The sequence below is a fragment of the Rahnella sp. BIGb0603 genome (assembly GCF_024808755.1).
In the GTDB taxonomy this organism is placed as follows: domain Bacteria; phylum Pseudomonadota; class Gammaproteobacteria; order Enterobacterales; family Enterobacteriaceae; genus Rahnella; species Rahnella contaminans.
On record NZ_JANUEX010000005.1, the window covers coordinates 95,688 to 115,444 of the forward strand.

A 19,757-nucleotide genomic window follows, 5' to 3' on the forward strand; every position below is an offset into this window, starting at 1 on the left:
ATGCAATTATCAGCGGTTTGAATTGTTTCGCGTTGTATTCATTTTATTGGCCAGGAAATAAGGGAGTGAGAATGTTTAAGATGATCAACAATATGCGGGTGGGTGCCCGTTTGGGGGCCGCATTCAGCCTGGTAATTCTGTTATTAATCATCGTCAGCGTGACAGCAGTAACAAAAATAAGCGCTATCAACGCCAGCATTGACCAAATAGTCAACGATCGTTATGTGAAAGTTCGTCTGGCATTTGATGTCCGCGACGGTGTGAATAACCAGATTAAATTCTTGCGCGGAATTGTCATCGATACCAAGAATCCTGAACAAAACCAAAAACGTTATTTACAGCTGGATGACACCATTAAACAAACCAATCTGGCGATGAGCAAAATTGCGGCCATCCAGACAACGGTGACCGGTAAGCAAAAAATTAAAGCCTTGCAGGATGCCAGCGATGCGTTTGAAAGCGGCAAAGAAGCGCTGATTGCACTGGCCCGCGCTGGTGATATGGACGGCGCAACCGAATATGTCCTGCGTAAACTGACCACGTCGCAGAACGCGTATCTGGATCTGGCCATCGCTTTTGCCAATTCTCAGGATCAGCAGTTGCAGGCTGAAGGCAAAAAAGCGGTGGCAGACGGGCATACCGCCATTGAACTGACGCTGATTTTCTCCGCGCTGGCGATCCTGCTGGCCGCGGCAATGGGCTATTTCCTGACCCGTTCAATCACCCGTCCGCTGCTTAATGCCGTGAAAGTGGCGGAAAACGTGGCGGCAGGCGACCTGACCACGCAGATTCAGGTGAACTCCCACGACGAAACGGGCCAGCTGATGCAGGGCCTGAAAAACATGAACGAAAATCTGCTCAAGATCGTGACAGAAGTTCGTGCCGGAACCCATGCGATTAACAGCGCGTCCGGCGAAATTGCCGCCGGGAACCTGGATTTGTCTTCCCGTACTGAACAGCAGGCCAGCTCACTGGAAGAAACCGCCTCGGCCATGGAACAGATGACCGCGACGGTGAAACAGAATGCTGATAACGCGCGTCAGGCTAATCAGCTCGCGGCGCAGGCTTCCCGCGTGGCAGTGCAGGGCGGCGAAGTGGTGGGCGAAGTCGTTAATACGATGGAAGGCATCAATGCTTCTTCCCGCAAAATCGTCGATATTATCGCGGTGATCGACGGCATTGCGTTCCAGACCAACATTCTGGCGCTGAACGCCGCCGTGGAAGCCGCGCGTGCCGGTGAACAGGGGCGCGGATTTGCCGTGGTGGCATCAGAAGTGCGTAATCTGGCGCAGCGTTCTGCTTCGGCGGCGAAAGAGATTAAATCGCTGATCGACGATTCTGTTCTGAGAGTCGATAACGGGACGCAGCTGGTCGCCAAAGCGGGCGCGACGATGGCCGAAGTGGTGTCCAGCGTGAAGAACGTGACCGACATCGTGGGCGAAATTGCGATTGCCAGCAATGAACAAAGCACCGGCATCGAAGAGATCAACAAAGCCATCAACCAGATGGACGAAGTCACGCAGCAGAACGCCGCGCTGGTCCAGGAAGCCTCTTCGGCAGCATATTCCCTGAATGAGCAGGCGGAGCGTCTGTCGCAGGCCATCAGCATCTTTAAAGTCAGCGCGGCGACGGCAACCTCCGCCGTACGTAAAGCGACGCAGGTTAACTCTCCGGCATTATTGCCAAACCGTCGCGCGGTGCCTGCCGCCGATGAAGGCTCGTGGGAAACCTTCTGATTTTCTGATTATTTTCTGCGTTAATTATCCCAACCCGGTACTGAGTATCGGGTTTTTTACTTTTCTGCCGCGAAGATCGTGACGCAGGGGGACTGACGGGCTGACGATGAGGCGGAAGGCGACTTGCGCTTATTTGAACCTTCCGTGGTGCGGTTACCCGCTATCCTTTCAGAAAATCTGCACGCAGTTTATTCAGAACGTTGAAGACCGGTTTTCCTGCGGATTCGGCAATCTTTGTGTCAGCGAAAACTTGCTGCCAGTTAGCCAGTGCGGCCAGCGTCTGATCAATGTAATCATCCGGTTTGAGGAATTTATAGTCTTTGCACAACTGGTGCATAAGTTTTCGCGTCGGTTTTCCTTTTCCAGCAAATGACGTTGTGTGTTCCCCCATGCCTTCAGAAAATGTCAGGTCATAAGCGGGGGACAACGTCCACCGTTCTTCCGCATCAGAATGGATAAATGCAAAGTTTTTTGCATGATCATCGTAGTTATGGGAGAGCGCATTAAAGACCATCAGACGCGCCATTTTCTCGACTTCAGCAGCATTTTGGGTCAACGCGTAAGTGAGTTTAAGCATTTCACTGTAATCGAGCGACTGGGTTCTGAAATCGGCATAAATCAGCGCCGATGCGGTCATCACGTGGCGGCGGCTGTCGCCCTCACGGTCAAAACGACGTGATGCAAAGAAACGCTCGGTTTGATTCTTATCAGAGAGTTGCACGTCTAACAGCGTTGAGTCCGCCATTATGACGCCCGCATTTCTTGCCATGATGGCGTATGCCTGCTCGATAGCGCCAGTTTCCAGCGGTTCATCCAACGCCCTGAACTTTACAATCCAGTGGGTATATCCTTCACGCAGCGGCTCAAAGGCTGAAGTAGCCTGGGTTGTATCTGCTGAGAGGGCTACGATGGCCTTTGGCCGGGCACCACCCGGCGAGCCGCCCGCAATACGCAGTGTTTTAAGAACCTGGTGAGTCTCCCCGGCCTGCACTTCGACAGAGGCCTCAAAAAGGTCTGCGAGGCTAAGCGAAGAGGGAATATCCACTTTCTCAGATTTAGGGTGATATTCAAAAGCCCCCATGCCGCGATCGCCGAGGTACGCCAGACGGTCAAGTTGAGTGAGCGTCCGGGATGTCCCCGCACCAAAATGGCCATCGAAGAACCGGTCCATTAATTCCAGACCCCAGTCATCCGGCAGGGAATCTGAAAATGCGCCATGTAACCCGCGAAATAACATATCTTTCGCGAGCTGAGGTTTATCATCGAACGTCATAGTAAACGGTGAAAGGCTGAACCCTGAAGCCAGCCACGCTTTACTGTATGTGAAGTAAATGCCTTTTCCTTCAGCCTGATACAACTCACCGACCTTTTGTCCGTTGACGGAAACGGTTAGCTCTTCTATATGCGTCAGTGTGTCGTTTCTGAATGATTTATTCATCGTGCCCCCCGCTGGCGGCTGGCATTTTTTAGTTCCTCATAGGAACCGGGTTGTGAAGGTTTGAACAGCGTGGTGAATGGCGTGAGTTCATCCAGCGCGGTCGCCAGCAAGATCATCGATTCCAGCGTAGCAGAACCCGTGAGTTCAAAGCGTTTTATGGATGATTCAGAAACCCCTGAACGTTCAGCCAGTGTTTTACGTGAAAGATTTTTCGACAGACGTAATGCCCGTGCGTTTTTTCCGATATCGCGGGCAATTTCAGCAGGAGAATAAAGAAAGTGCATCAGGGACATTAAACGTCACTCCAGTGGCACTTAATGGTCCATATAAGACCTGTTATGTGCATTAATCGATGATAATAGGTCATTTTAGACCCGTTATTAAAAAAAATGCAAAACCCCGCACAAAAGGTCATATATGACCTCTTATGCGGGGTTTATAGTGTTTACAGGTCATATTTGACCCATAAAAGTATGGCCTGTTTTGTTAACGCCCGACGCGTGCCTGCAACGCGGCCGGATAGCGGTCTCCGTGAACTTCGACGGCGGCCAGCGCGCTGGCGAGATTGCGTAATTCGCTGTCGCTCAGCGTGACGTCCGTTGCGCCTAAGTTTTCTTCCAGACGGTGCAGTTTGGTGGTGCCCGGAATCGGTACAATCCACGGTTTTTGTGCCAGCAGCCAGGCCAGCGCAATCTGTGCCGGTGTCACGCGTTTTTCCTGCGCGATGTTATGAATCACCGCCAGCAGGCTCTGGTTTGCCGCCAGCGCTTCCGGTGAGAAACGCGGCACTTTGCTGCGGAAATCGTCGCTTCCAAAGGTGGCATTCGCATCAAATGCGCCGGTCAGGAAGCCTTTCCCCAGCGGGCTGAAGGGCACAAAACCAATACCCAGCTCTTCCAGCGTCGGAATGATTTCCTGCTCCGGCTCGCGCCACCACATTGAATATTCGCTTTGCAGCGCGGTAACCGGCTGCACGGCGTGCGCGCGGCGGATAGTTTGTGCGCCCGCTTCGGACAACCCGAAGTGCTTCACTTTACCCTCGGCAATCAGATCTTTTACTGCACCCGCAACGTCTTCAATCGGTACTTCCGGGTCTACACGGTGCTGATAAAGCAAGTCGATGACGTCGGTCTTCAGGCGTTTCAGCGAGCCTTCCACCGCAACGCGAATGTGTTCCGGGCGGCTGTTGAGGTTTTGCTGTTTGTTATCGTCGCCAAAGGTAAAACCAAATTTTGTGGCGATCACCACTTTATCGCGCACCGGTGCCAGCGCTTCGCCGACCACTTCTTCGTTAAGGTACGGGCCGTAAACTTCGGCGGTGTCAAAGAAGGTCACGCCGCGTTCGACCGCGGCGCGGATAAGTTCAATGGCCTGACGGGTTTCCGTTGCGGCGCCGTAACCAAAACTCAGCCCCATGCAGCCTAAACCGAGAGACGAAACTTCGAGGCCAGATTTGCCCAGTAAACGTTTTTGCATGTGATTTTTCCTCAGTATTGACGTGATACGTTCAGTGTCCGTGGGATCTGCGATCCGTTATGTGGAGATTTATCCTGTAATCCCAAAATCCTGTGATTTCAGGATGAGTGACAACGAAAGCGTAACGTGGACTGAATCATAGTCGCTGAAGGTTCATCGGATTAGAGGGGGCAATCCGCATATCTTTATGAACTGAGTTCATAAATCGGAGAGAGCCTGCGGGAACATTACAAAGTTGTCATTTTTCTGGCGGCTTTCTGTAGGGGCGCGCAGTTTGTCTGGCTGAGTATCGAAGATACGGGCGAGGGAATCTCTGCGGAACATCTGCCGCTGATTTTTGACCGTTTCTACCGGATCGATGCCTCGCGCAGCCTGACTGAAAACACCGGCCTCGGGCTGGCGATTGTGAAGACCATTGCGGAATTGCACGGTGGCCGAATTGTCGTCGAAAGCGAACCGGGAAAAGGCAGCCGTTTTACGCTGGTTCTGCCAAAATAATCATCCTGCGCTGAACTCCCGATAAATAAAATTCAGCGTTCCCGATGAGACAGGCTATCTTTCTTAAGGTTTTTAGATGATTAGCCAGAAAAATAAAGGGAGCACATGACCAAAATTTTATCGCCCCCGGCGCAGGCGCTGATGATGTCGTTGCTGACGGGGCAGGCGGTTCACTGGCAAAGTGCGTGGACGCCGCCTCCTTATACCGTGCAGGCCTGGCGGGGGATCAGTTCCGTGATGTTCTCAAAAATACTCGAACCGGTCTGGTGGTGCTGTCGTTGTCCGGATCCGGTGGTGACGGTCAGGCGTAACAGCGTCTACTGGCTGGCGCATCTGGTACAGGAACCCGGCCCGGCGGCGGAGAAACTGTGGATTGATGCGGTAAAAGCGCGCTATCAGATGCAGCCCAACAGTACGCTCGGCCATGAAGCCGACGCCTTTCTGGTACAGGTTTTTCAGGATTACGTCGCGCTGTATGACCTTTATCGCAAAGGGAAAGATAAGGCGAAAAATAGCTAGCAATAATGCGGATCCGTTTAGGAAATCGCGTTTCCGTTATTCGCCGATATAATAAAAGTCCGAATTACTTCATTAATAACCCGCCGTTATATCGTTGTAATATATTTCAAAATTTATATTCGGCTAATATTCAGCCATTTACTGCCCGCAAGGTTATTATCTGCGGCCGCCTTACATCCGGCAGGCTATAATAACAATGTTCTTTTTGGGATCTGCTATCCGGCCTCTGCGCCGGTGCGAAGTCACGGCCAGCGCGGGGCGATGCGATGTCACTTAAGGGCAATTTTGTTCCCGTGGTATCACGCGTTTACCCGTTGTTTACCTGACAGGAAGTGCTTTTTAGTGCTTTATTAATGACCGTGTAACAGAGTTAAGTCAGCACGATCGTTCACTAAATCAGCAACATATTGATTCTGTTAAAAAAGAATAAACAATTCTATACAAAATAAATTATTGAGGTACAGAGTAAAAAGCCATATATTGGCCGCGTTTTTCTCATGGTACTTACCTTTTAAATACATTTATTCAATTGCAGCGTTTCCATAACCTGCGGTTGTAGGAGAGATATGATGACGGATAAAGTCCGTATTGACAGTTTAGGTGCGAATTCATTAAACGGAAACAATGAAACCTATTTGGCGAGACAAGCTGAATTTGAATCGAATGTCAGGAGCTACCCGCGCAAGTTGCCGTTAGCAATTGCGAAGGCCAATGGCGTGTGGATCACCGATGTTGAGAATAATCAATATCTTGATTGCCTTGCCGGTGCCGGTACGCTGGCTCTTGGACATAATCATCCGGACGTGCTGCAAAGCATCCAAAATGTCATTACCAGCGGCTTGCCGTTACATACACTGGATCTGACAACCCCGTTGAAAGATCAGTTCTCAGAATATCTGCTTTCTTTACTGCCGCAACAGGGCAAAGAGTATTGCCTGCAATTCACCGGCCCGTCCGGTGCGGATGCGGTAGAAGCGGCCATGAAACTGGCTAAAAAAGTCACCGGTCGCTCTGGCATCATCAGCTTCTCCGGCGGTTATCACGGTATGACACACGCCACGCTGGCGGTGACCGGTAATCTGTCTCCGAAAGAAGCGGTAAACGGCATGATGCCGGAAGTGCAGTTCATGCCTTACCCGCACCAGTACCGCTGCCCGCTGGGCATTGGCGGTGAAGCTGGCGTTAAAGCATTAACTTATTACTTCGAAAACCTGATCAACGACGTGGAAAGCGGCGTTCGCAAACCTGCGGCCGTTATTCTGGAAGCCGTTCAGGGCGAAGGCGGCGTGAACCCGGCTCCGGCTGAGTGGTTGCAGCGCATCCGTAAAGTGACTCAGGAACACGGCATTCTGCTGATCCTCGACGAAGTTCAGGCTGGTTTCTGCCGTACCGGCAAACAGTTCGCCTTCGAACACGCGGGTATCGAGCCGGACATCATTGTGATGTCTAAAGCGGTCGGCGGCGGTCTGCCACTGGCGGTTCTGGGTATCAAGAAACAGTTCGACGCCTGGGCTCCGGGTCACCACACCGGTACATTCCGTGGTAACCAGCTGGCAATGGCTACCGGTCTGACGACGCTGAAAATCTTGAAAGAAGAAAAGATTGCAGAAAAAGTCGCCGCGCAGGGTGAATGGCTGAAAGGCAAACTGGCTGACCTGCAAAAACGTTATCCGGTGATCGGTAATGTGCGTGGTCTGGGCCTGATGATTGGTATCGAGATCGTTAAACCGAACGAAGCGCAGGATCACATGGGTTGCTACCCGGCTGATGGCGATTTGTCTGCGCTGTTGCAGAAAAAATGCTTCGGTGCTGGCCTGATCCTGGAACGTGGTGGCCGTAATGGCTGCGTGCTGCGCCTGTTGCCTTCCCTGCTGATCACGAACGATGAGCTGGGTATTTTCCTCGATAAGTTTGAGCAGGCGCTGCTGGCGGCTGGCATCAAACCTGTCTGAGCGGAGTAAGAGATTCTGATGTCCGAGTTAAACCCGATTCTGGCAGGCTCAGCGCAAAGCACTGAAGCCTACCAGCAGGCCATTGCACAGAGCAGTGAAGCTGTTGTGCAGTGGCTGCAACAACCTGAGATGTATCAGGGGAAAACCGTTGCACAACTGCGTGAGCGTATTACGCTGGATTTCAATCCTCAGGGCCTGGGCAACCAGGCTGCGATTGAACGTGCGATTGAATATTTCCTGAAAGACAGCCTGTCGGTGCATCACCCGCAGTGCGTGGCGCATCTGCATTGCCCGAGTCTGGTGATCAGCCAGGCCGCGGAAGTGCTGATTAACGCCACTAACCAGAGCATGGACTCCTGGGACCAAAGCCCGTCAGCGACCATCATCGAGATGAAGCTGATTGAATGGCTGCGGACTCAGGTCGGTTACCAGGCTGGCGATGCGGGCGTGTTCACCAGCGGCGGCACCCAGAGCAATCTGATGGGGCTGATGCTGGCGCGTGACGCGTTCTTCGCCCGTCAGGGACACTCCATCCAGCAGGATGGTCTGACCGGTAATCTGCGTAAAATTAAAGTGTTATGTTCTGAAAACGCGCACTTCTCCGTGCAGAAAAACATGGCATTGCTGGGCCTCGGCTATCAGTCTGTAACACTCGTCAAAACCGATGAATTCGCCCGTATGGATTTCAACGATTTACGCGAGAAAGTGGCACAGGCTCAGGCCAACGGCGAGCAGATTCTGGCGATCGTCGCAACAGCCGGTACCACCGACGCCGGTGCTATCGACCCGCTGCGTAAAATTGCTGAACTGGCCGCGGAGCACCAGATTTGGGTGCACGTTGACGCGGCGTGGGGCGGTGCCTTGTTGCTGTCTGAAAAGTATCGTCATTATCTGGACGGTATTGAACGGGTGGATTCCATTACGCTGGACTTCCACAAACAGTTCTTCCAGACCATCAGCTGCGGCGCGTTCCTGCTTAAAGAAGAGCGTCACTACGAGCTGATGCGCTATCAGGCGGCTTACCTGAACTCTGAGTTCGACGAAGCGGCTGGCGTACCAAATCTGGTGTCTAAATCGCTGCAAACCACCCGCCGTTTCGATGCGCTGAAACTGTGGATGGGTCTGGAAGCGTTGGGTCAGAAACAGTACGCCGAAATCATCGATCACGGTGTCACACTGGCACAAGACGTGGCGCAGTTCGTGATGTCCGAAGCGTCGCTCGAACTGGTGATGAAGCCACAGCTGGCCAGCGTTCTGTTCCGTTATCGTCCACAGCAGCTGGCGACCGCCAGCGACGCGGCTATCGCGCTGCTGAACCAGAAAATCGGTGATGCGCTGCTGGAATCCGGTCGTGCCAACGTGGGCGTGACCGAGCATAACGGCGTGACCTGCCTGAAACTGACGTTGCTGAACCCGACCGTAACGCTGGAGGATGTCAAAGTCCTGCTGGCGCTGGTTGAGAAAACGGCACAGCAACTGCTGAACGCGTAAGTCTGGTTCGTTAGAGAACGCAGTAAAAAGCCGGTAACACTTTCAGGTGTTACCGGCTTTTTTATGCCTGACACACAATTTTCCAGGACACGAAAAACCACCTGAAAGCCCGGCGTTCCCCTCTATAATCCATTCACTGAACGAATTTTAAAACGATGAGGCATTCGATGGATATCTTGATTTATGGCGCGACAGGCATGGTCGGTCAGGGCGTTTTGCTTGAATGTCTCAGGGCGGATGACGTGAAGTCGGTGACGGTGATTGTGCGTTCGCCGCTGGCGGAAAGTCACCCGAAGCTCATGCAGATTGTTACCGCCGATCTTCTCAGCCCTTTCACAACGAATGAAATGAGCCAGTATGCGGCATGCTTTTTTTGTCTCGGCGTCAGTTCGGCGGGCATGACCGAAGCACAGTACAGCAAAATTACGTATGATCTGACGCTGGACGTGGCCTCAAAGCTGTATCAGGTAAACCCGGCGATGGCGTTCATCTATGTTTCCGGTGCAGGAACGGACAGCTCGGAGCAGGGCAAAAGTATGTGGGCGCGGGTGAAAGGGAAAACCGAAAATGCTCTTCTGGCAAAAGGCTTTGCCTCTGCGTGGATGTTCCGGCCTGGCATGATCCAGCCGCTGAACGGCGCGCGCTCCAAAACAACCCGTTACCGGATTCTTTATCAGATTTTATCGCCGGTATTACCGCTGCTGAAACGTCTGTTTCCCCGCGCCATTCTGACGACGGAAGACATCGGGAAAGCAATGTTAAATCTGGTCCGTTATGGCAATCAAAAAGCCATTCTGGAAACGGAAGATATCGGCAGAATGGCGCATTCTTCACTTCGCCGCATGTAACGGGCTGACCACGTCGATTCCGCGCGACAGTTTTTCTTTATTTCCCTGATAATCTTCCAGAAGAATGGCGATAAAGAGGCTGTCCAGCAGGTTCAGTTGTACGATCCTCGCCACCGCATTTTGCCCCAGTAGCGGGCCACTCATTGCCGGGCTGAAAATAGATAAATCAGAACATTGAGAAAGCGGGGAGCCGTTGTCATTGGTGATACAGATGAGTTTTGCTTTGTTCGCGATGGCGGTATGAGCTGCGTTGAGCATCTCACGCGTTTCGCCGGACGGCGCTCTCGGCATGACGCTGGGGATTAATTCGCTGCAAATGGGCGTTTTCGGCGGTGTGATCACCGGCCTTGGGGTTGCCGCGTTGCATAACCGTTTTTACCGGATAGAACTGCCCGCAACGTTTTCATTTTTCGGCGGTACGCGGTTCATTCCTATCATTTCGGCCATCACTTATCTGTTTGTCGGGATCCTGATGTTTTACATCTGGCCGACCCTCCAGAACGGGATTTTGCACCTCGGCGGACTGGTTAACAGCGCGGGCTATGCGGGAACGTTTATCTACGGCGTAATTGAACGGGCGCTGATCCCTTTCGGTTTGCACCATGTTTTCTATATGCCGTTCTGGCAAACCGGTCTCGGTGGCACGGAAGTGATCGACGGCGTGACGGTTTCCGGTGCGCAGAATATCTTCTTTGCTGAACTGGCCAGCCCAAATACCAAAGAGTTCTCGGTCGAAGCGACGCGGTTTATGGCGGGTAAATTCCCGTTCTATCTGTTCGGTATTCCCGGCGCGGCGCTGGCGATTTATCACACCGCGCGTCCGGAAAAACGCCGGTTGGTATTAGGTTTACTGTTATCCGCGACCCTGACCGCCGTTCTGACGGGTATCACGGAGCCGATTGAATTCTCGTTCCTGTTCGCCGCGCCATTGTTATACGTGCTGCACTGCCTTCTGGCCGGATTGTCATTCATGCTTTGCCACATCTTTAATGTCGGCGTCGGCCAGACGTTTTCCGGCAGCTTAATTGATTTTATTCTCTTTGGTGTTTTGCAGGGGAATACGAAGAGTCACTGGATAAACGCTATTCTCATCGGGATCCCGCTGTTCCCCATTTATTATTTCAGTTTCCGCTTCATGATTACGCGATTTAATTTCAAAACGCCGGGACGCGAAGACGATAACGAAGAAACTAAACTTTATACCCGGCAGGATCTCGCCGCGCGCGATCAGAAAAATAATACCGGTGGGCTGAACGGGGACGGGCTCAATATTTCGCAAACCATTATCGCCGGGCTGGGTGGAGCGGCCAATATCTCGGATGTCGACTGCTGCGCCACGCGTCTGCGTATCACGGTTCTGGATGAAAATCAGGTGGATGACGCGCTGCTAAAAAGCTCCGGCGCAAAAGGCGTGATCCGAAAAGGCAAAGGTGTTCAGGTGATTTACGGCCCGCACGTCACGCTCATTAAATCGAATTTGCAGGATTGTCTCGAAAGCGTATAGCGAAGGTGAGGGGGAATTATTCCCCCTGTCCACCGCTTCATTTTATTTATTGTTAATGGTTGAAGGGAGAAATATGAATATTGCAATTGGCTGTGATCACGTCGGGTTTATTCTCAAAGCGGACATCATCGGGCATTTAATTAGCCGGGGCATGACGGTGACAGATAAAGGCGCTGATGAGAATACGCGCACGGATTATCCGATATACGGCAAAGCGGTGGCAGACGCGGTGGTTTCAGGCGAAGCCGACTTAGGGATTGTATTTTGTGGTTCCGGGATCGGCATTTCCATTGCGGCGAATAAAGTTCACGGCATTCGCGCGGTGGTGTGCAGCGAGCCGTATTCGGCGAAATTGTCCCGCGAACATAACAACACCAATATTCTTTCCTTTGGGTCACGCGTTGTCGGTTCTGAGCTTGCAAAGATGATTATCGACGCGTGGCTGGATGCTGAATTTGAAGGCGGACGCCACCAGAAACGGGTGGAGATGATCACCGCCATCGAGGAGGCGCAGCAATGACCACGCAATTTTGCCCGTCGCTGATGTGCGTGGATTTTTCCCGTCTGGGTGAGGAACTGTCCAGCCTTGAAGCGGCCGGTGCGGCGATGTTCCATATCGACGTCATGGACGGACATTTTGTCCCGAACTTTGCGCTCGGCCCGGAAGATATCAAAGCCGTTTCGAAGCTGGCGACGATACCTTATGACGTCCACCTGATGGTCACGAACCCGGACCCTTACATCGCGCGTTTTGCCGATCTGGGTTGCAGCATTATTTATGTCCACGCCGAAGCGCCAATCCATTTGCACCGCACGCTGGGCAATATCCGCAGCCGCGGCATCAAAGCAGGCGTGGCGATTAACCCCGGCACGTCGCTGAATATTCTGGAGGAAATCCTCGACGTGGTAGACGTGGTCATGGTGATGTCAGTGAATCCGGGTTTTGCGGGGCAGCCTTTTATAGAAAGCTCGTTCAGCAAAGTCCGCCGGCTCAGGACCATGCTGAATGAAAATAAGAGCGATGCGCTCATCGCCATCGACGGTGCTATTTCTCCCGAGGTGGTAAAAAAGCTCGGCACGGAAATTGACCTGTTTGTTCTCGGCACCGCAGGGTTATTCCGCAAAGATATGTCATACAAAGAGGCGATGACTGTTCTGCGTAAGCAGGTCGTTATGGCGAAGGGCGCGGGAGAAGTGGCATAACCCGTGCGCGGGGATGAAGGCAATAAAAAAGCCATTCTGCAAAATAACGTCATTCGCAGGATGGCTTATGTTTTTTACGGCGGACGCTGTCAGCGTCCTGCTGGCCCTGATAAAAAAAACCGCACTTAGTTGCGGGCACCAATGATCAGCGCTGCGACCAATGCAATTGAAACGAACGACATGTAACCCACCACTAAAGCTCTTTTCATAATTAAGCACCTCAGTTGAACGTTTTTCAGAACATCGGACTCACGACTGGACGCAGAGTAAACCGGGCAAATCGCAGCTTACCTATTGATGATAGATCACGCCGACGCGGCAATGTTTCTTCTTTTAAAGTTTTTCCTTCTGTTTACCGAACTTTCCGATTCTGTCAGCCCGCGCGTCTGCGTTCCCTATACTGGTAGTTTGCGGTTAATTCCGGGAGGGAAAATGAATTTTCTATCACATTTCGATTTCATCACGCTGGTGATGACGCCGGAGTTCTGGACAGGCGTCGCGACGATGGTGATTGTGACGTTTGCTACTTACTGGCTGCTGAGCTGGGTGCTCTCATTTTTGCGCAAAGGCGTAAAAAGCTGGGGAGAGGTGAATCAGGCCAGCCACAGAATACGGTTTGTGCTCGGCGAAATTCTCAACCGGACAAGCAACTTACTGATTTTTATCGCAGCCTTTTTGTTCAGCCTGCGGTTCGTTAATCTTCCCGATCATCTTTACAGCACGATAACCCACGCGTGGTTCCTGGTTCTGGCTTTCCAGATGGCGCTGTGGCTGGATCAGGCGGTCGTTTCGTGGTTACGCGATCTTATGCGTCAGCCCCGCATGCACAGAAACCCGGTTACGCTGGTGATCACCGGTCTGATATTCCGCGCGGTGGTGTGGACGGTGATGCTGCTGTCGATTCTGGCGAATGTGGGCGTCAATATTACCGCGCTGGTCGCCAGCCTGGGCGTCGGCGGTATCGCCATCGCGCTCGCCATTCAAACCATCCTCAGCGACGTCTTCGCGTCACTCTCCATCGGTTTTGATAAACCTTTCGAAATTGGTGATTTTGTTGTGTTTAATGATGTCGCCGGAACGGTCGAACATATTGGCCTGAAAACCACGCGAATACGCAGCCTGAGCGGTGAGCAGATCGTCTGCGGTAATGCCATTTTGCTCCAGCAAACGTTGCATAATTACAAGCGAATGCAGACGCGCCGTATCGTATTCAATTTTGGTGTCGCGATTAATACGCCGCCGGAGAAGTTGCGTAATATCGGCGATATGGTCAAAGACATTATTATTGATGTGGGTGAAACTAAATTCGACCGTGCGCACCTTCTTGGGTTTGGCACAGACCGCCTGAATATCGAAGTGGTTCATATCGTCAATACAGCCGACTACAACAAATACATGGATATTCAGCAGGAAATCAATATCCGTATTATCGAGAAGCTTATCGAGCAGGATATTGAAATGGCGCTGCCTAATATGATTGTTCAAACGCCGGATAAAAGCGAACCGGGGAAATGGGAGGCCACCCGCGCAAGGCAGCAGGCGTAAAAATGCACTTCTGATTTTATTGAGGTTTATTGATTAACAATAAAAGTCCCTGCCGGAGGATGAGCTATCATTGACTGAAATAGTGCTCTCAGCAAACTCTGGTGGACGGATGATAATAAAGAAAAAACTCAATTCAATCATGATGGTGTTAGGCATTGCCTGCACGATACCCGCAGTGGCTGCTAACCCCACGGGCGGCAACAGAAGCGGAGTATCGGGCCTCTGGGAAGACTTCAAAGACGATGTTTCCCTGACCTGGAATGAACCGCAATATACCGATGTCTATCTTCCTTTTCTAAGCTGGCATAACCGGCTGACGTACGATAAGCATAAAACAGATCATTATAATGAAATGCCGTGGGGTGGCGGGATTGGCGTTTCCCGCTATACAGAAGAGGGCAACTGGAGTGGACTCTTTGCGATGGTATTTCAGGATTCCCACCGCGAGTGGCAACCGGCCGCCGGTTACGGGTGGGAAAAGGGAGGGTATTTCACGCAAAGTAAGGATGTCCGTCTTGGGCTGGGATTAGCGGGCGGAATTACCGCCCGTCAGGATTTCGCTAATTACGTACCGCTGCCATTCTTATTCCCACTTTTTTCTGCGGGATATAAAAACGTCAATTTGCAGTTCACCTACATCCCCGGAACTTACAATAACGGCAACGTGCTTTTTGCGTGGCTGAGATATGGTTTTTAGATATTACCCACGGTCAGACGCTATTTCAGCCACTGATGAAAGGCTTGCCTTACGGCTGGCCTTATATTCCGTTTAGCTTATCCATCACGTCTTCGGACAATTGCAGCGTCGTGCTCGCCAGATTTTCCTGTAAATGTTCCGGCGACGACGTGCCGGGGATCAGCAAAATATTCGGTGAACGTTTGAGCAGCCACGCCAGCGCGACCTGCATCGGTGTGGCCTGCAATGTGGCAGCCACCTCATCAAGCAACGTGGACTGCAACGGTGAAAAACCGCCCAGCGGGAAGAAAGGCACATACGCAATGCCCTGTTCCGCAAGGGTATCGACCAGCGCATCATCGCGCCGGTTCGCCAGGTTATACATGTTCTGAACGCAGGCAATTGCCGTCAGTTTCTGCGCGTCAGCGACCTGAGTTGCCGTGACATTGCTCAGGCCGATATGGTGAATCAAACCACGTTCTTTCAGTCTGATCAGCGCTTCCAGTTGCGGTTCGAGTGAACCGTCCTTCGGCTGATGAATGTCGAGCATGCTGCGCAGATTCACCACGTCTATTGTTTCCAGCCCCAGATTACGCAGGTTATCTTCCACGGCCTGCGTCAGTTCCTGCGGGCTGAAAGCCGGTAACCAGCCGCCTTTTTCATCACGGCGCGCGCCGACTTTGGTCACAATACACAGATTGTCAGGGTACGGATGCAGCGCTTTTTTGATCAGCCGGTTGGTTTCATGCGGGCCGTAAAAATCGCTGGTATCGATATGATTCACACCGCTGGCGATGGCGTCACGCAATACCTGAATGCCCCGCGCTTCATCTTTCACCGGGCCAAAAACGCCCGGTCCCGCCAGTTGCATGGCGCCGTAACCTAAGCGTCCTACTTCGCGATCGCCCAGGCGATAAGTCATGGAAGGCTTTGACATGGAATTCTCCTCTGTGAATGTTCACTGATTGTAGCGGGGCGCTGGTTGTGCAACTATCCGGTAAAATCAGGACAAACTGTACGAGGTTACGCACAATGTCGATGGATATCGCCCTGTTGCACGCAGTGGTTGAAGTGGCGAAAGCCGGTGGATTTCGTGAGGCGGCGCGCGTCACCGGCAGCAATGCGTCCCGGCTCAGTGATGCGGTGCGTCGCGCAGAACAGCAGCTCGGCATCCGGCTGTTTCACCGGACGACCCGCACAGTGGTGCTGACCGAAGCCGGCAGGGCGCTGATCGAACGTTTGCAGCCCGCCATGAATGAGGTGAATGCCGCGCTGGATGCGCTTAACCGTTATCGCAATACCCCCGGCGGCACGCTGCGGCTGAACGTTCCTGTCAGCGCCACGCGGCTGGTTTTGCCTGCGCTGGTGCCGGAATTCCTCCGGCGCTATCCGGATATCCAGCTGGAAATTATTGCGGAAAGTAATGTGCAGGATGTGTTTCGCGACGGCTGCGATGCCGGTATTCGTTACGACGAACGTCTTGAGCAGGATATGGTGGCGCTTCCCATCGGGCCGCGCCGTCAGCGTTATGCGGCGGCGGCGTCTCCCGCGTATCTCGACGCGCAGGGCAGGCCGGAACATCCGCGGGATCTGATTGAGCATCGCTGTCTGCGTGGCCGTTATGCCAGCGGTAATATGCCGGACTGGGAATTTGAGCGCGATGGCGAAAACCTCAGCGTGCAGGTGAGCGGCCCGCTGGTGGTGAGCGTCGGCGGTGCGGTGGATCTGGCCGTGGAAGCCGCTATCGCGGGCGCGGGTATCATCTACCTGTTCGAAGAGTGGCTGGCGCCCGCCATTGTCAGCGGTAAGCTGGAGCCCATCTTGCAGCCATGGTGGCTGTCGTTTTCAGGCCCTTATCTTTATTACAACGATCGCCGCCTGATCCCCGCGCCTTTGCAGGCGTTTATCGATTTTGTCCGCGAAGACAATCTGAACCGAGCGGCGGCCGGTTAAAACCCGAATTCGCTCAGGCCGGGATGATCGTCAGGTCTGCGGCCCAGCGGCCAGTGGAATTTGCGGTCGGCTTCAGCGATGGGTAAATCGTTGATGCACGCGTGACGTTCGAACATCAGCCCCTGCGCGTTAAACGCCCAGTTTTCGTTGCCAAAACTGCGGAACCAGTTGCCGGAATCGTCGTGCCATTCGTAAGCAAACCGCACGGCAATCCGCTCACCGTCGAACGCCCACAGCTCTTTAATCAGGCGGTAATCCAGCTCTTTGGCCCATTTACGTTGCAGGAATTCCACCACACCGGCCTGACCCGTGACGAATTCGCTGCGGTTGCGCCAGCGCGTATCGGCAGAATACACCTGGCTGACGCGCTGCGGATCGCGGCTGTTCCACGCATCTTCGGCAAGCCGGACTTTTTCGATGGCGCTTTCACGCGTAAACGGCGGCAGGGGTTTTTTCACAATTAAGCGGCTGTCAATCATCATGGCCTCATGTTAAGGGAGAATGTGCGTTGGTGTTTCATGTATATAAGCGTTCGGCCACGTATAAGAAAGCAATGTTGCGTTGCTAATCGTAAATCAGCACGTTTTTTCCCTGAACCTACCCGTTGGCTTTGCGCTTATGGGGTTTGCGGGCATCAGATTGTCGTTGTTTCCGGGGGACAATGCAGACCTTAAACGCAAGGTCTGCATTGAATGGGAATGGGATTACTTCGCGGCGTCCTGCCCTAAGCCCTGAAGGCCGTTCTTATTCAGATCGGTATCCCGGAACCGGTCTTTCCAGTTCATTTCATAATGTTCTGGCGGGAAATCCGCAGGGGAAGTTCCCTGTTTCAGGGCGTCGTGTACGGAGTGCGCATACGCCAGATTTTTATCGCACATCGGCGCTGCCGGAATGTACATCACGTTTCCCCATCCTTGCTGGTTTTCAACCGGCGCAACCGAATGAATCACATCGCAATGCCACCAGACAGAGTCTCCGGCCTGTAATTGCGGAATGCTGCAAAGGCCGTTAATGAGGTGAGGGTGCCATTTCTCTGAGACAGGCAAAACCCGGCCCGGCGCGACGCCGCACAATTCATCTTCGGGTACGTCATCTAACAACGGGCGAAGCAACATGTAGGCCATCGCCTCAGGGACCGGCACAACGTGCAAAACGCCCTGGCCGCTCTGTATATCAGACAACGCCGTCCAGCCCTGGAAGGTGCGGAATACGGAGCATTTTGTGGTATCAGCGACGTCATATTCATTCACATCTGGCCGGAACGCCGCATCCCACGGGTCATATTCGTCAAAGCGATTGTTGAAAATATTCCGAAAGACGTTCTGATAAGCAGGCAATAACCAGCGTTCCAGCGCGCCGGAGTCAGTGTGCGCGCCGAGGCCTTTGGAGGTCGTTCCCGGCAGTCTGCGGCGGAGCCGGTCAGGGTAAATGACGCTGATATCGGGGTTAAACCAGACTTTTCCTTCGCTGTTGAATTTCCACAACCGGTTGAGGAATGACTGAACCGCGCCGATCTCCTGACTTTGCCTTGCCTCCATCTGCGCTTTTGACCAGTAGATGGGATAAATTTCGGGACGCGAAGCCTCCAGACTGCCAAAGAAATTATCGCCCGGCCCGCGGTAAACGTCGTCGAAATGGTTATTGTCCAGATAACTGAGCATGGACTCGTCCATCGCCAGCGCCGCATCGCGCCCGAACGTTCCGCGCACAACCAGACAACCACGACGCTTAACCTGCGCAATCAGCGCCCCGGATCCTTTTCCGGCGGCGAGATCTGACCATTCGATCTCTGGCCACGCCGAACCCTGAGCACGTTCCTCTTCACGGGCGGCAGCAATCTCTGATTCAATTTTGCTGCACACCTGATCAAAAAGCCCCTGCACATCACCAATCTGAGACCGTAGTTTTTGTTTTACGTCAATGATTTGCTGTTTGTAATCTTCCGGCAGTTTTGTCGCGATGGGGGTTTTATGCATGATGATTCTCCCGTGTCGTTTATGATTTTTATTACATACGAAGTATATATTACTTTCATTCGTAAGTTCATGGACGACAGTAACAAAACTCAGTGCAGGTGTTTTTGCAGCGGATCACGGTTTTGAAATTCGGGTTTGCGCGGCGGGAATGCTTAAAAAGTATAAAGCACGCCAAGATTCAGCGTGGTCCCGCCGCGCTGGTCAACGATCGGGCTTTTACCGGCGTGATCGCTCAGCCAGGCGTAATCTACACTGACGACGCTGCCCCAGTGTGGCGTGAACTGGTGACTCCACGTCAGACTGCTGTCCACGCCATAAAAACCCCCGGCCGCCTGATAAGGCGCGAAATCCGTGCGTTCGCTTTGTTTCTGGCTCACGCCATAGAAGGTATTCATGTAACGCCGGTCGCCAAAAAGTGCCGCGGACTGGAGTGCAACGGTGTCAGCGTTATTTTGCACGGGCAGGAGCGTGACGGATGTCTGATAGTGTACGCCTTGCCCGTCGCTCAGCGGCAGGGTGGCTTTGCCTTCAAATGAAAGCCACGGCGTGGCAGACCAGCCCACCGCGATGGCGGTATTGACGGCTGCATCGATATTTCCCATGCCTTTGAGTTTATTTGAACCATCACGCCAGGTGGAATTTCTGTCCGCCCGGCCCAGGCTGAACCCCAGCGTATGTTCAAGATACAGGCCGTTATCTGCCTGTAAGTCATACCCCACGCCTTTCAGGGAGTCGAAGAAAAACGCGTTGTCCCGCGCCTGAATGACCGGCCCCGCCAGCCAGTGACGCTGATCTGATCCGCTGTAACGCGGGGCGCTTTGTGCGCCCATCCCGACCGTAAACGTTTCCGCTGACGCATCGTCACCGGCCTGTGCCTGCCACGCTGTTGCGGACAGCGTGAAACAGGTAATGTGCAGCATAAGTTTTCTGGATATCATTGTG

20 protein-coding genes are annotated in these 19,757 nt (G+C 52.9%); 12 read left to right on the top strand and 8 right to left on the bottom strand.

The window, feature by feature from the left end; genetic code table 11:
* Positions 1–71: 71 nt before the first annotated feature.
* Entirely contained in the window at positions 72–1,736 is a 1,665-nt protein-coding gene (locus M2403_RS14610; RefSeq protein WP_259229748.1) for a methyl-accepting chemotaxis protein, read from the top strand.
* A gap of 160 nt (positions 1,737–1,896) precedes the next feature.
* On the opposite strand, the gene M2403_RS14615 is transcribed toward M2403_RS14610, so the two are convergent.
* The 3 genes from M2403_RS14615 to M2403_RS14625 all read right to left on the bottom strand — a co-directional run bounded on the left by M2403_RS14615 (position 1,897) and on the right by M2403_RS14625 (position 4,650).
* Entirely contained in the window at positions 1,897–3,174 is a 1,278-nt protein-coding gene (locus M2403_RS14615) for a type II toxin-antitoxin system HipA family toxin (protein ID WP_259229750.1), read from the bottom strand.
* Entirely contained in the window at positions 3,171–3,467 is a 297-nt protein-coding gene (locus M2403_RS14620; protein ID WP_259229752.1) for a helix-turn-helix transcriptional regulator, read from the bottom strand. Before M2403_RS14620 ends, M2403_RS14615 begins: the two co-directional genes overlap by 4 nt.
* A 193-nt stretch (positions 3,468–3,660) precedes the next feature.
* Complete coding sequence (locus M2403_RS14625; RefSeq protein ID WP_195824160.1) at positions 3,661–4,650, bottom strand: aldo/keto reductase; 990 nt, start codon at positions 4,648–4,650, stop codon at positions 3,661–3,663.
* A 246-nt stretch (positions 4,651–4,896) separates the two neighbouring features.
* Here M2403_RS14625 and M2403_RS14630 point away from each other — a divergent pair, with 246 nt between their 5' ends.
* The 5 genes from M2403_RS14630 (at position 4,897) to M2403_RS14650 (ending at position 9,958) form a co-directional block, all read left to right on the top strand.
* Entirely contained in the window at positions 4,897–5,148 is a 252-nt protein-coding gene (locus tag M2403_RS14630) for a sensor histidine kinase (protein WP_405047835.1), read from the top strand.
* Positions 5,149–5,253: 105 nt separating this feature from the next.
* Positions 5,254–5,667 carry a hypothetical protein gene (locus tag M2403_RS14635; RefSeq protein ID WP_254303085.1) on the top strand — a complete coding sequence of 138 codons (414 nt, stop codon included), beginning with the start codon at positions 5,254–5,256 and terminating at the stop codon, positions 5,665–5,667.
* Positions 5,668–6,233: 566 nt separating this feature from the next.
* Complete coding sequence (locus M2403_RS14640; RefSeq protein WP_152323797.1) at positions 6,234–7,619, top strand: diaminobutyrate--2-oxoglutarate transaminase; 1,386 nt, start codon at positions 6,234–6,236, stop codon at positions 7,617–7,619.
* A gap of 18 nt (positions 7,620–7,637) precedes the next feature.
* Positions 7,638–9,110, top strand: a complete 1,473-nt coding sequence (locus M2403_RS14645; protein ID WP_165060193.1) for an aspartate aminotransferase family protein — start codon at positions 7,638–7,640, stop codon at positions 9,108–9,110.
* 167 nt (positions 9,111–9,277) lie between these two features.
* A complete protein-coding gene (locus M2403_RS14650; RefSeq protein WP_259229758.1) occupies positions 9,278–9,958 on the top strand; it encodes an epimerase in 681 nt (226 codons plus the stop codon).
* On the opposite strand, the gene M2403_RS14655 is transcribed toward M2403_RS14650, so the two are convergent.
* Complete coding sequence (locus tag M2403_RS14655; RefSeq protein ID WP_259229759.1) at positions 9,941–10,216, bottom strand: hypothetical protein; 276 nt, start codon at positions 10,214–10,216, stop codon at positions 9,941–9,943. The genes M2403_RS14650 and M2403_RS14655 overlap by 18 nt on opposite strands.
* Between M2403_RS14655 and M2403_RS14660 the strand changes: the two genes are divergently transcribed.
* The 5 genes from M2403_RS14660 (at position 10,209) to pagP (ending at position 14,907) form a co-directional block, all read left to right on the top strand.
* Entirely contained in the window at positions 10,209–11,462 is a 1,254-nt protein-coding gene (locus tag M2403_RS14660) for a PTS transporter subunit EIIC (RefSeq protein WP_259229760.1), read from the top strand. The two genes, M2403_RS14655 and M2403_RS14660, sit on opposite strands and share 8 nt — an antisense overlap.
* Positions 11,463–11,535: 73 nt before the next feature.
* Positions 11,536–11,982, top strand: a complete 447-nt coding sequence (gene rpiB, locus M2403_RS14665) for a ribose 5-phosphate isomerase B (RefSeq protein WP_152323802.1) — start codon at positions 11,536–11,538, stop codon at positions 11,980–11,982.
* Complete coding sequence (gene rpe / locus M2403_RS14670) at positions 11,979–12,665, top strand: ribulose-phosphate 3-epimerase (RefSeq protein WP_152323803.1); 687 nt, start codon at positions 11,979–11,981, stop codon at positions 12,663–12,665. Before rpiB ends, rpe begins: the two co-directional genes overlap by 4 nt.
* Positions 12,666–13,097: 432 nt before the next feature.
* A complete protein-coding gene (locus M2403_RS14675) occupies positions 13,098–14,210 on the top strand; it encodes a mechanosensitive ion channel family protein (RefSeq protein WP_152323804.1) in 1,113 nt (370 codons plus the stop codon).
* 109 nt (positions 14,211–14,319) lie between these two features.
* Entirely contained in the window at positions 14,320–14,907 is a 588-nt protein-coding gene (gene pagP, locus M2403_RS14680; protein ID WP_217153449.1) for a lipid IV(A) palmitoyltransferase PagP, read from the top strand.
* A gap of 61 nt (positions 14,908–14,968) precedes the next feature.
* Here pagP and M2403_RS14685 read toward each other — a convergent pair whose 3' ends face one another.
* Positions 14,969–15,823: an aldo/keto reductase family oxidoreductase gene (locus tag M2403_RS14685; protein ID WP_259229762.1), complete on the bottom strand. Its 855-nt coding sequence runs from the start codon at positions 15,821–15,823 to the stop codon at positions 14,969–14,971.
* A gap of 95 nt (positions 15,824–15,918) precedes the next feature.
* Here M2403_RS14685 and M2403_RS14690 point away from each other — a divergent pair, with 95 nt between their 5' ends.
* The gene (locus M2403_RS14690; protein ID WP_165060206.1) at positions 15,919–16,839 is read left to right on the top strand and encodes a LysR family transcriptional regulator; all 921 of its coding nucleotides are present in this window, start codon (positions 15,919–15,921) and stop codon (positions 16,837–16,839) included.
* Here the strand turns inward: M2403_RS14690 and M2403_RS14695 are convergent.
* From M2403_RS14695 to M2403_RS14705, 3 genes are all read right to left on the bottom strand, one after another.
* Entirely contained in the window at positions 16,836–17,318 is a 483-nt protein-coding gene (locus tag M2403_RS14695) for a nuclear transport factor 2 family protein (protein ID WP_259230166.1), read from the bottom strand. The two genes, M2403_RS14690 and M2403_RS14695, sit on opposite strands and share 4 nt — an antisense overlap.
* A gap of 225 nt (positions 17,319–17,543) precedes the next feature.
* Positions 17,544–18,815: a DUF1479 domain-containing protein gene (locus tag M2403_RS14700; protein ID WP_165060212.1), complete on the bottom strand. Its 1,272-nt coding sequence runs from the start codon at positions 18,813–18,815 to the stop codon at positions 17,544–17,546.
* Between the two features lie 152 nt (positions 18,816–18,967).
* Positions 18,968–19,753: a MipA/OmpV family protein gene (locus M2403_RS14705; protein ID WP_152323809.1), complete on the bottom strand. Its 786-nt coding sequence runs from the start codon at positions 19,751–19,753 to the stop codon at positions 18,968–18,970.
* Positions 19,754–19,757: the final 4 nt, after the last annotated feature.

What these genes read in the sequence shown, in the direction of transcription:
- M2403_RS14655 (WP_259229759.1), bottom strand. Translation starts at nt 10,216, where the DNA reads ATGCTCAACGCAGCTCATACCGCCATCGCGAACAAAGCAAAACTCATC.
- M2403_RS14685 (WP_259229762.1), bottom strand. Translation starts at nt 15,823, where the DNA reads ATGTCAAAGCCTTCCATGACTTATCGCCTGGGCGATCGCGAAGTAGGA.
- M2403_RS14615 (WP_259229750.1), bottom strand. Translation starts at nt 3,174, where the DNA reads ATGAATAAATCATTCAGAAACGACACACTGACGCATATAGAAGAGCTA.
- M2403_RS14645 (WP_165060193.1), top strand. Translation starts at nt 7,638, where the DNA reads ATGTCCGAGTTAAACCCGATTCTGGCAGGCTCAGCGCAAAGCACTGAA.
- M2403_RS14690 (WP_165060206.1), top strand. Translation starts at nt 15,919, where the DNA reads ATGTCGATGGATATCGCCCTGTTGCACGCAGTGGTTGAAGTGGCGAAA.
- M2403_RS14705 (WP_152323809.1), bottom strand. Translation starts at nt 19,753, where the DNA reads ATGATATCCAGAAAACTTATGCTGCACATTACCTGTTTCACGCTGTCC.
- M2403_RS14625 (WP_195824160.1), bottom strand. Translation starts at nt 4,650, where the DNA reads ATGCAAAAACGTTTACTGGGCAAATCTGGCCTCGAAGTTTCGTCTCTC.
- rpe (WP_152323803.1), top strand. Translation starts at nt 11,979, where the DNA reads ATGACCACGCAATTTTGCCCGTCGCTGATGTGCGTGGATTTTTCCCGT.
- M2403_RS14620 (WP_259229752.1), bottom strand. Translation starts at nt 3,467, where the DNA reads ATGTCCCTGATGCACTTTCTTTATTCTCCTGCTGAAATTGCCCGCGAT.
- M2403_RS14610 (WP_259229748.1), top strand. Translation starts at nt 72, where the DNA reads ATGTTTAAGATGATCAACAATATGCGGGTGGGTGCCCGTTTGGGGGCC.
- M2403_RS14635 (WP_254303085.1), top strand. Translation starts at nt 5,254, where the DNA reads ATGACCAAAATTTTATCGCCCCCGGCGCAGGCGCTGATGATGTCGTTG.
- M2403_RS14695 (WP_259230166.1), bottom strand. Translation starts at nt 17,318, where the DNA reads ATGATTGACAGCCGCTTAATTGTGAAAAAACCCCTGCCGCCGTTTACG.
- pagP (WP_217153449.1), top strand. Translation starts at nt 14,320, where the DNA reads ATGATAATAAAGAAAAAACTCAATTCAATCATGATGGTGTTAGGCATT.
- M2403_RS14640 (WP_152323797.1), top strand. Translation starts at nt 6,234, where the DNA reads ATGATGACGGATAAAGTCCGTATTGACAGTTTAGGTGCGAATTCATTA.
- rpiB (WP_152323802.1), top strand. Translation starts at nt 11,536, where the DNA reads ATGAATATTGCAATTGGCTGTGATCACGTCGGGTTTATTCTCAAAGCG.
- M2403_RS14675 (WP_152323804.1), top strand. Translation starts at nt 13,098, where the DNA reads ATGAATTTTCTATCACATTTCGATTTCATCACGCTGGTGATGACGCCG.
- M2403_RS14650 (WP_259229758.1), top strand. Translation starts at nt 9,278, where the DNA reads ATGGATATCTTGATTTATGGCGCGACAGGCATGGTCGGTCAGGGCGTT.
- M2403_RS14700 (WP_165060212.1), bottom strand. Translation starts at nt 18,815, where the DNA reads ATGCATAAAACCCCCATCGCGACAAAACTGCCGGAAGATTACAAACAG.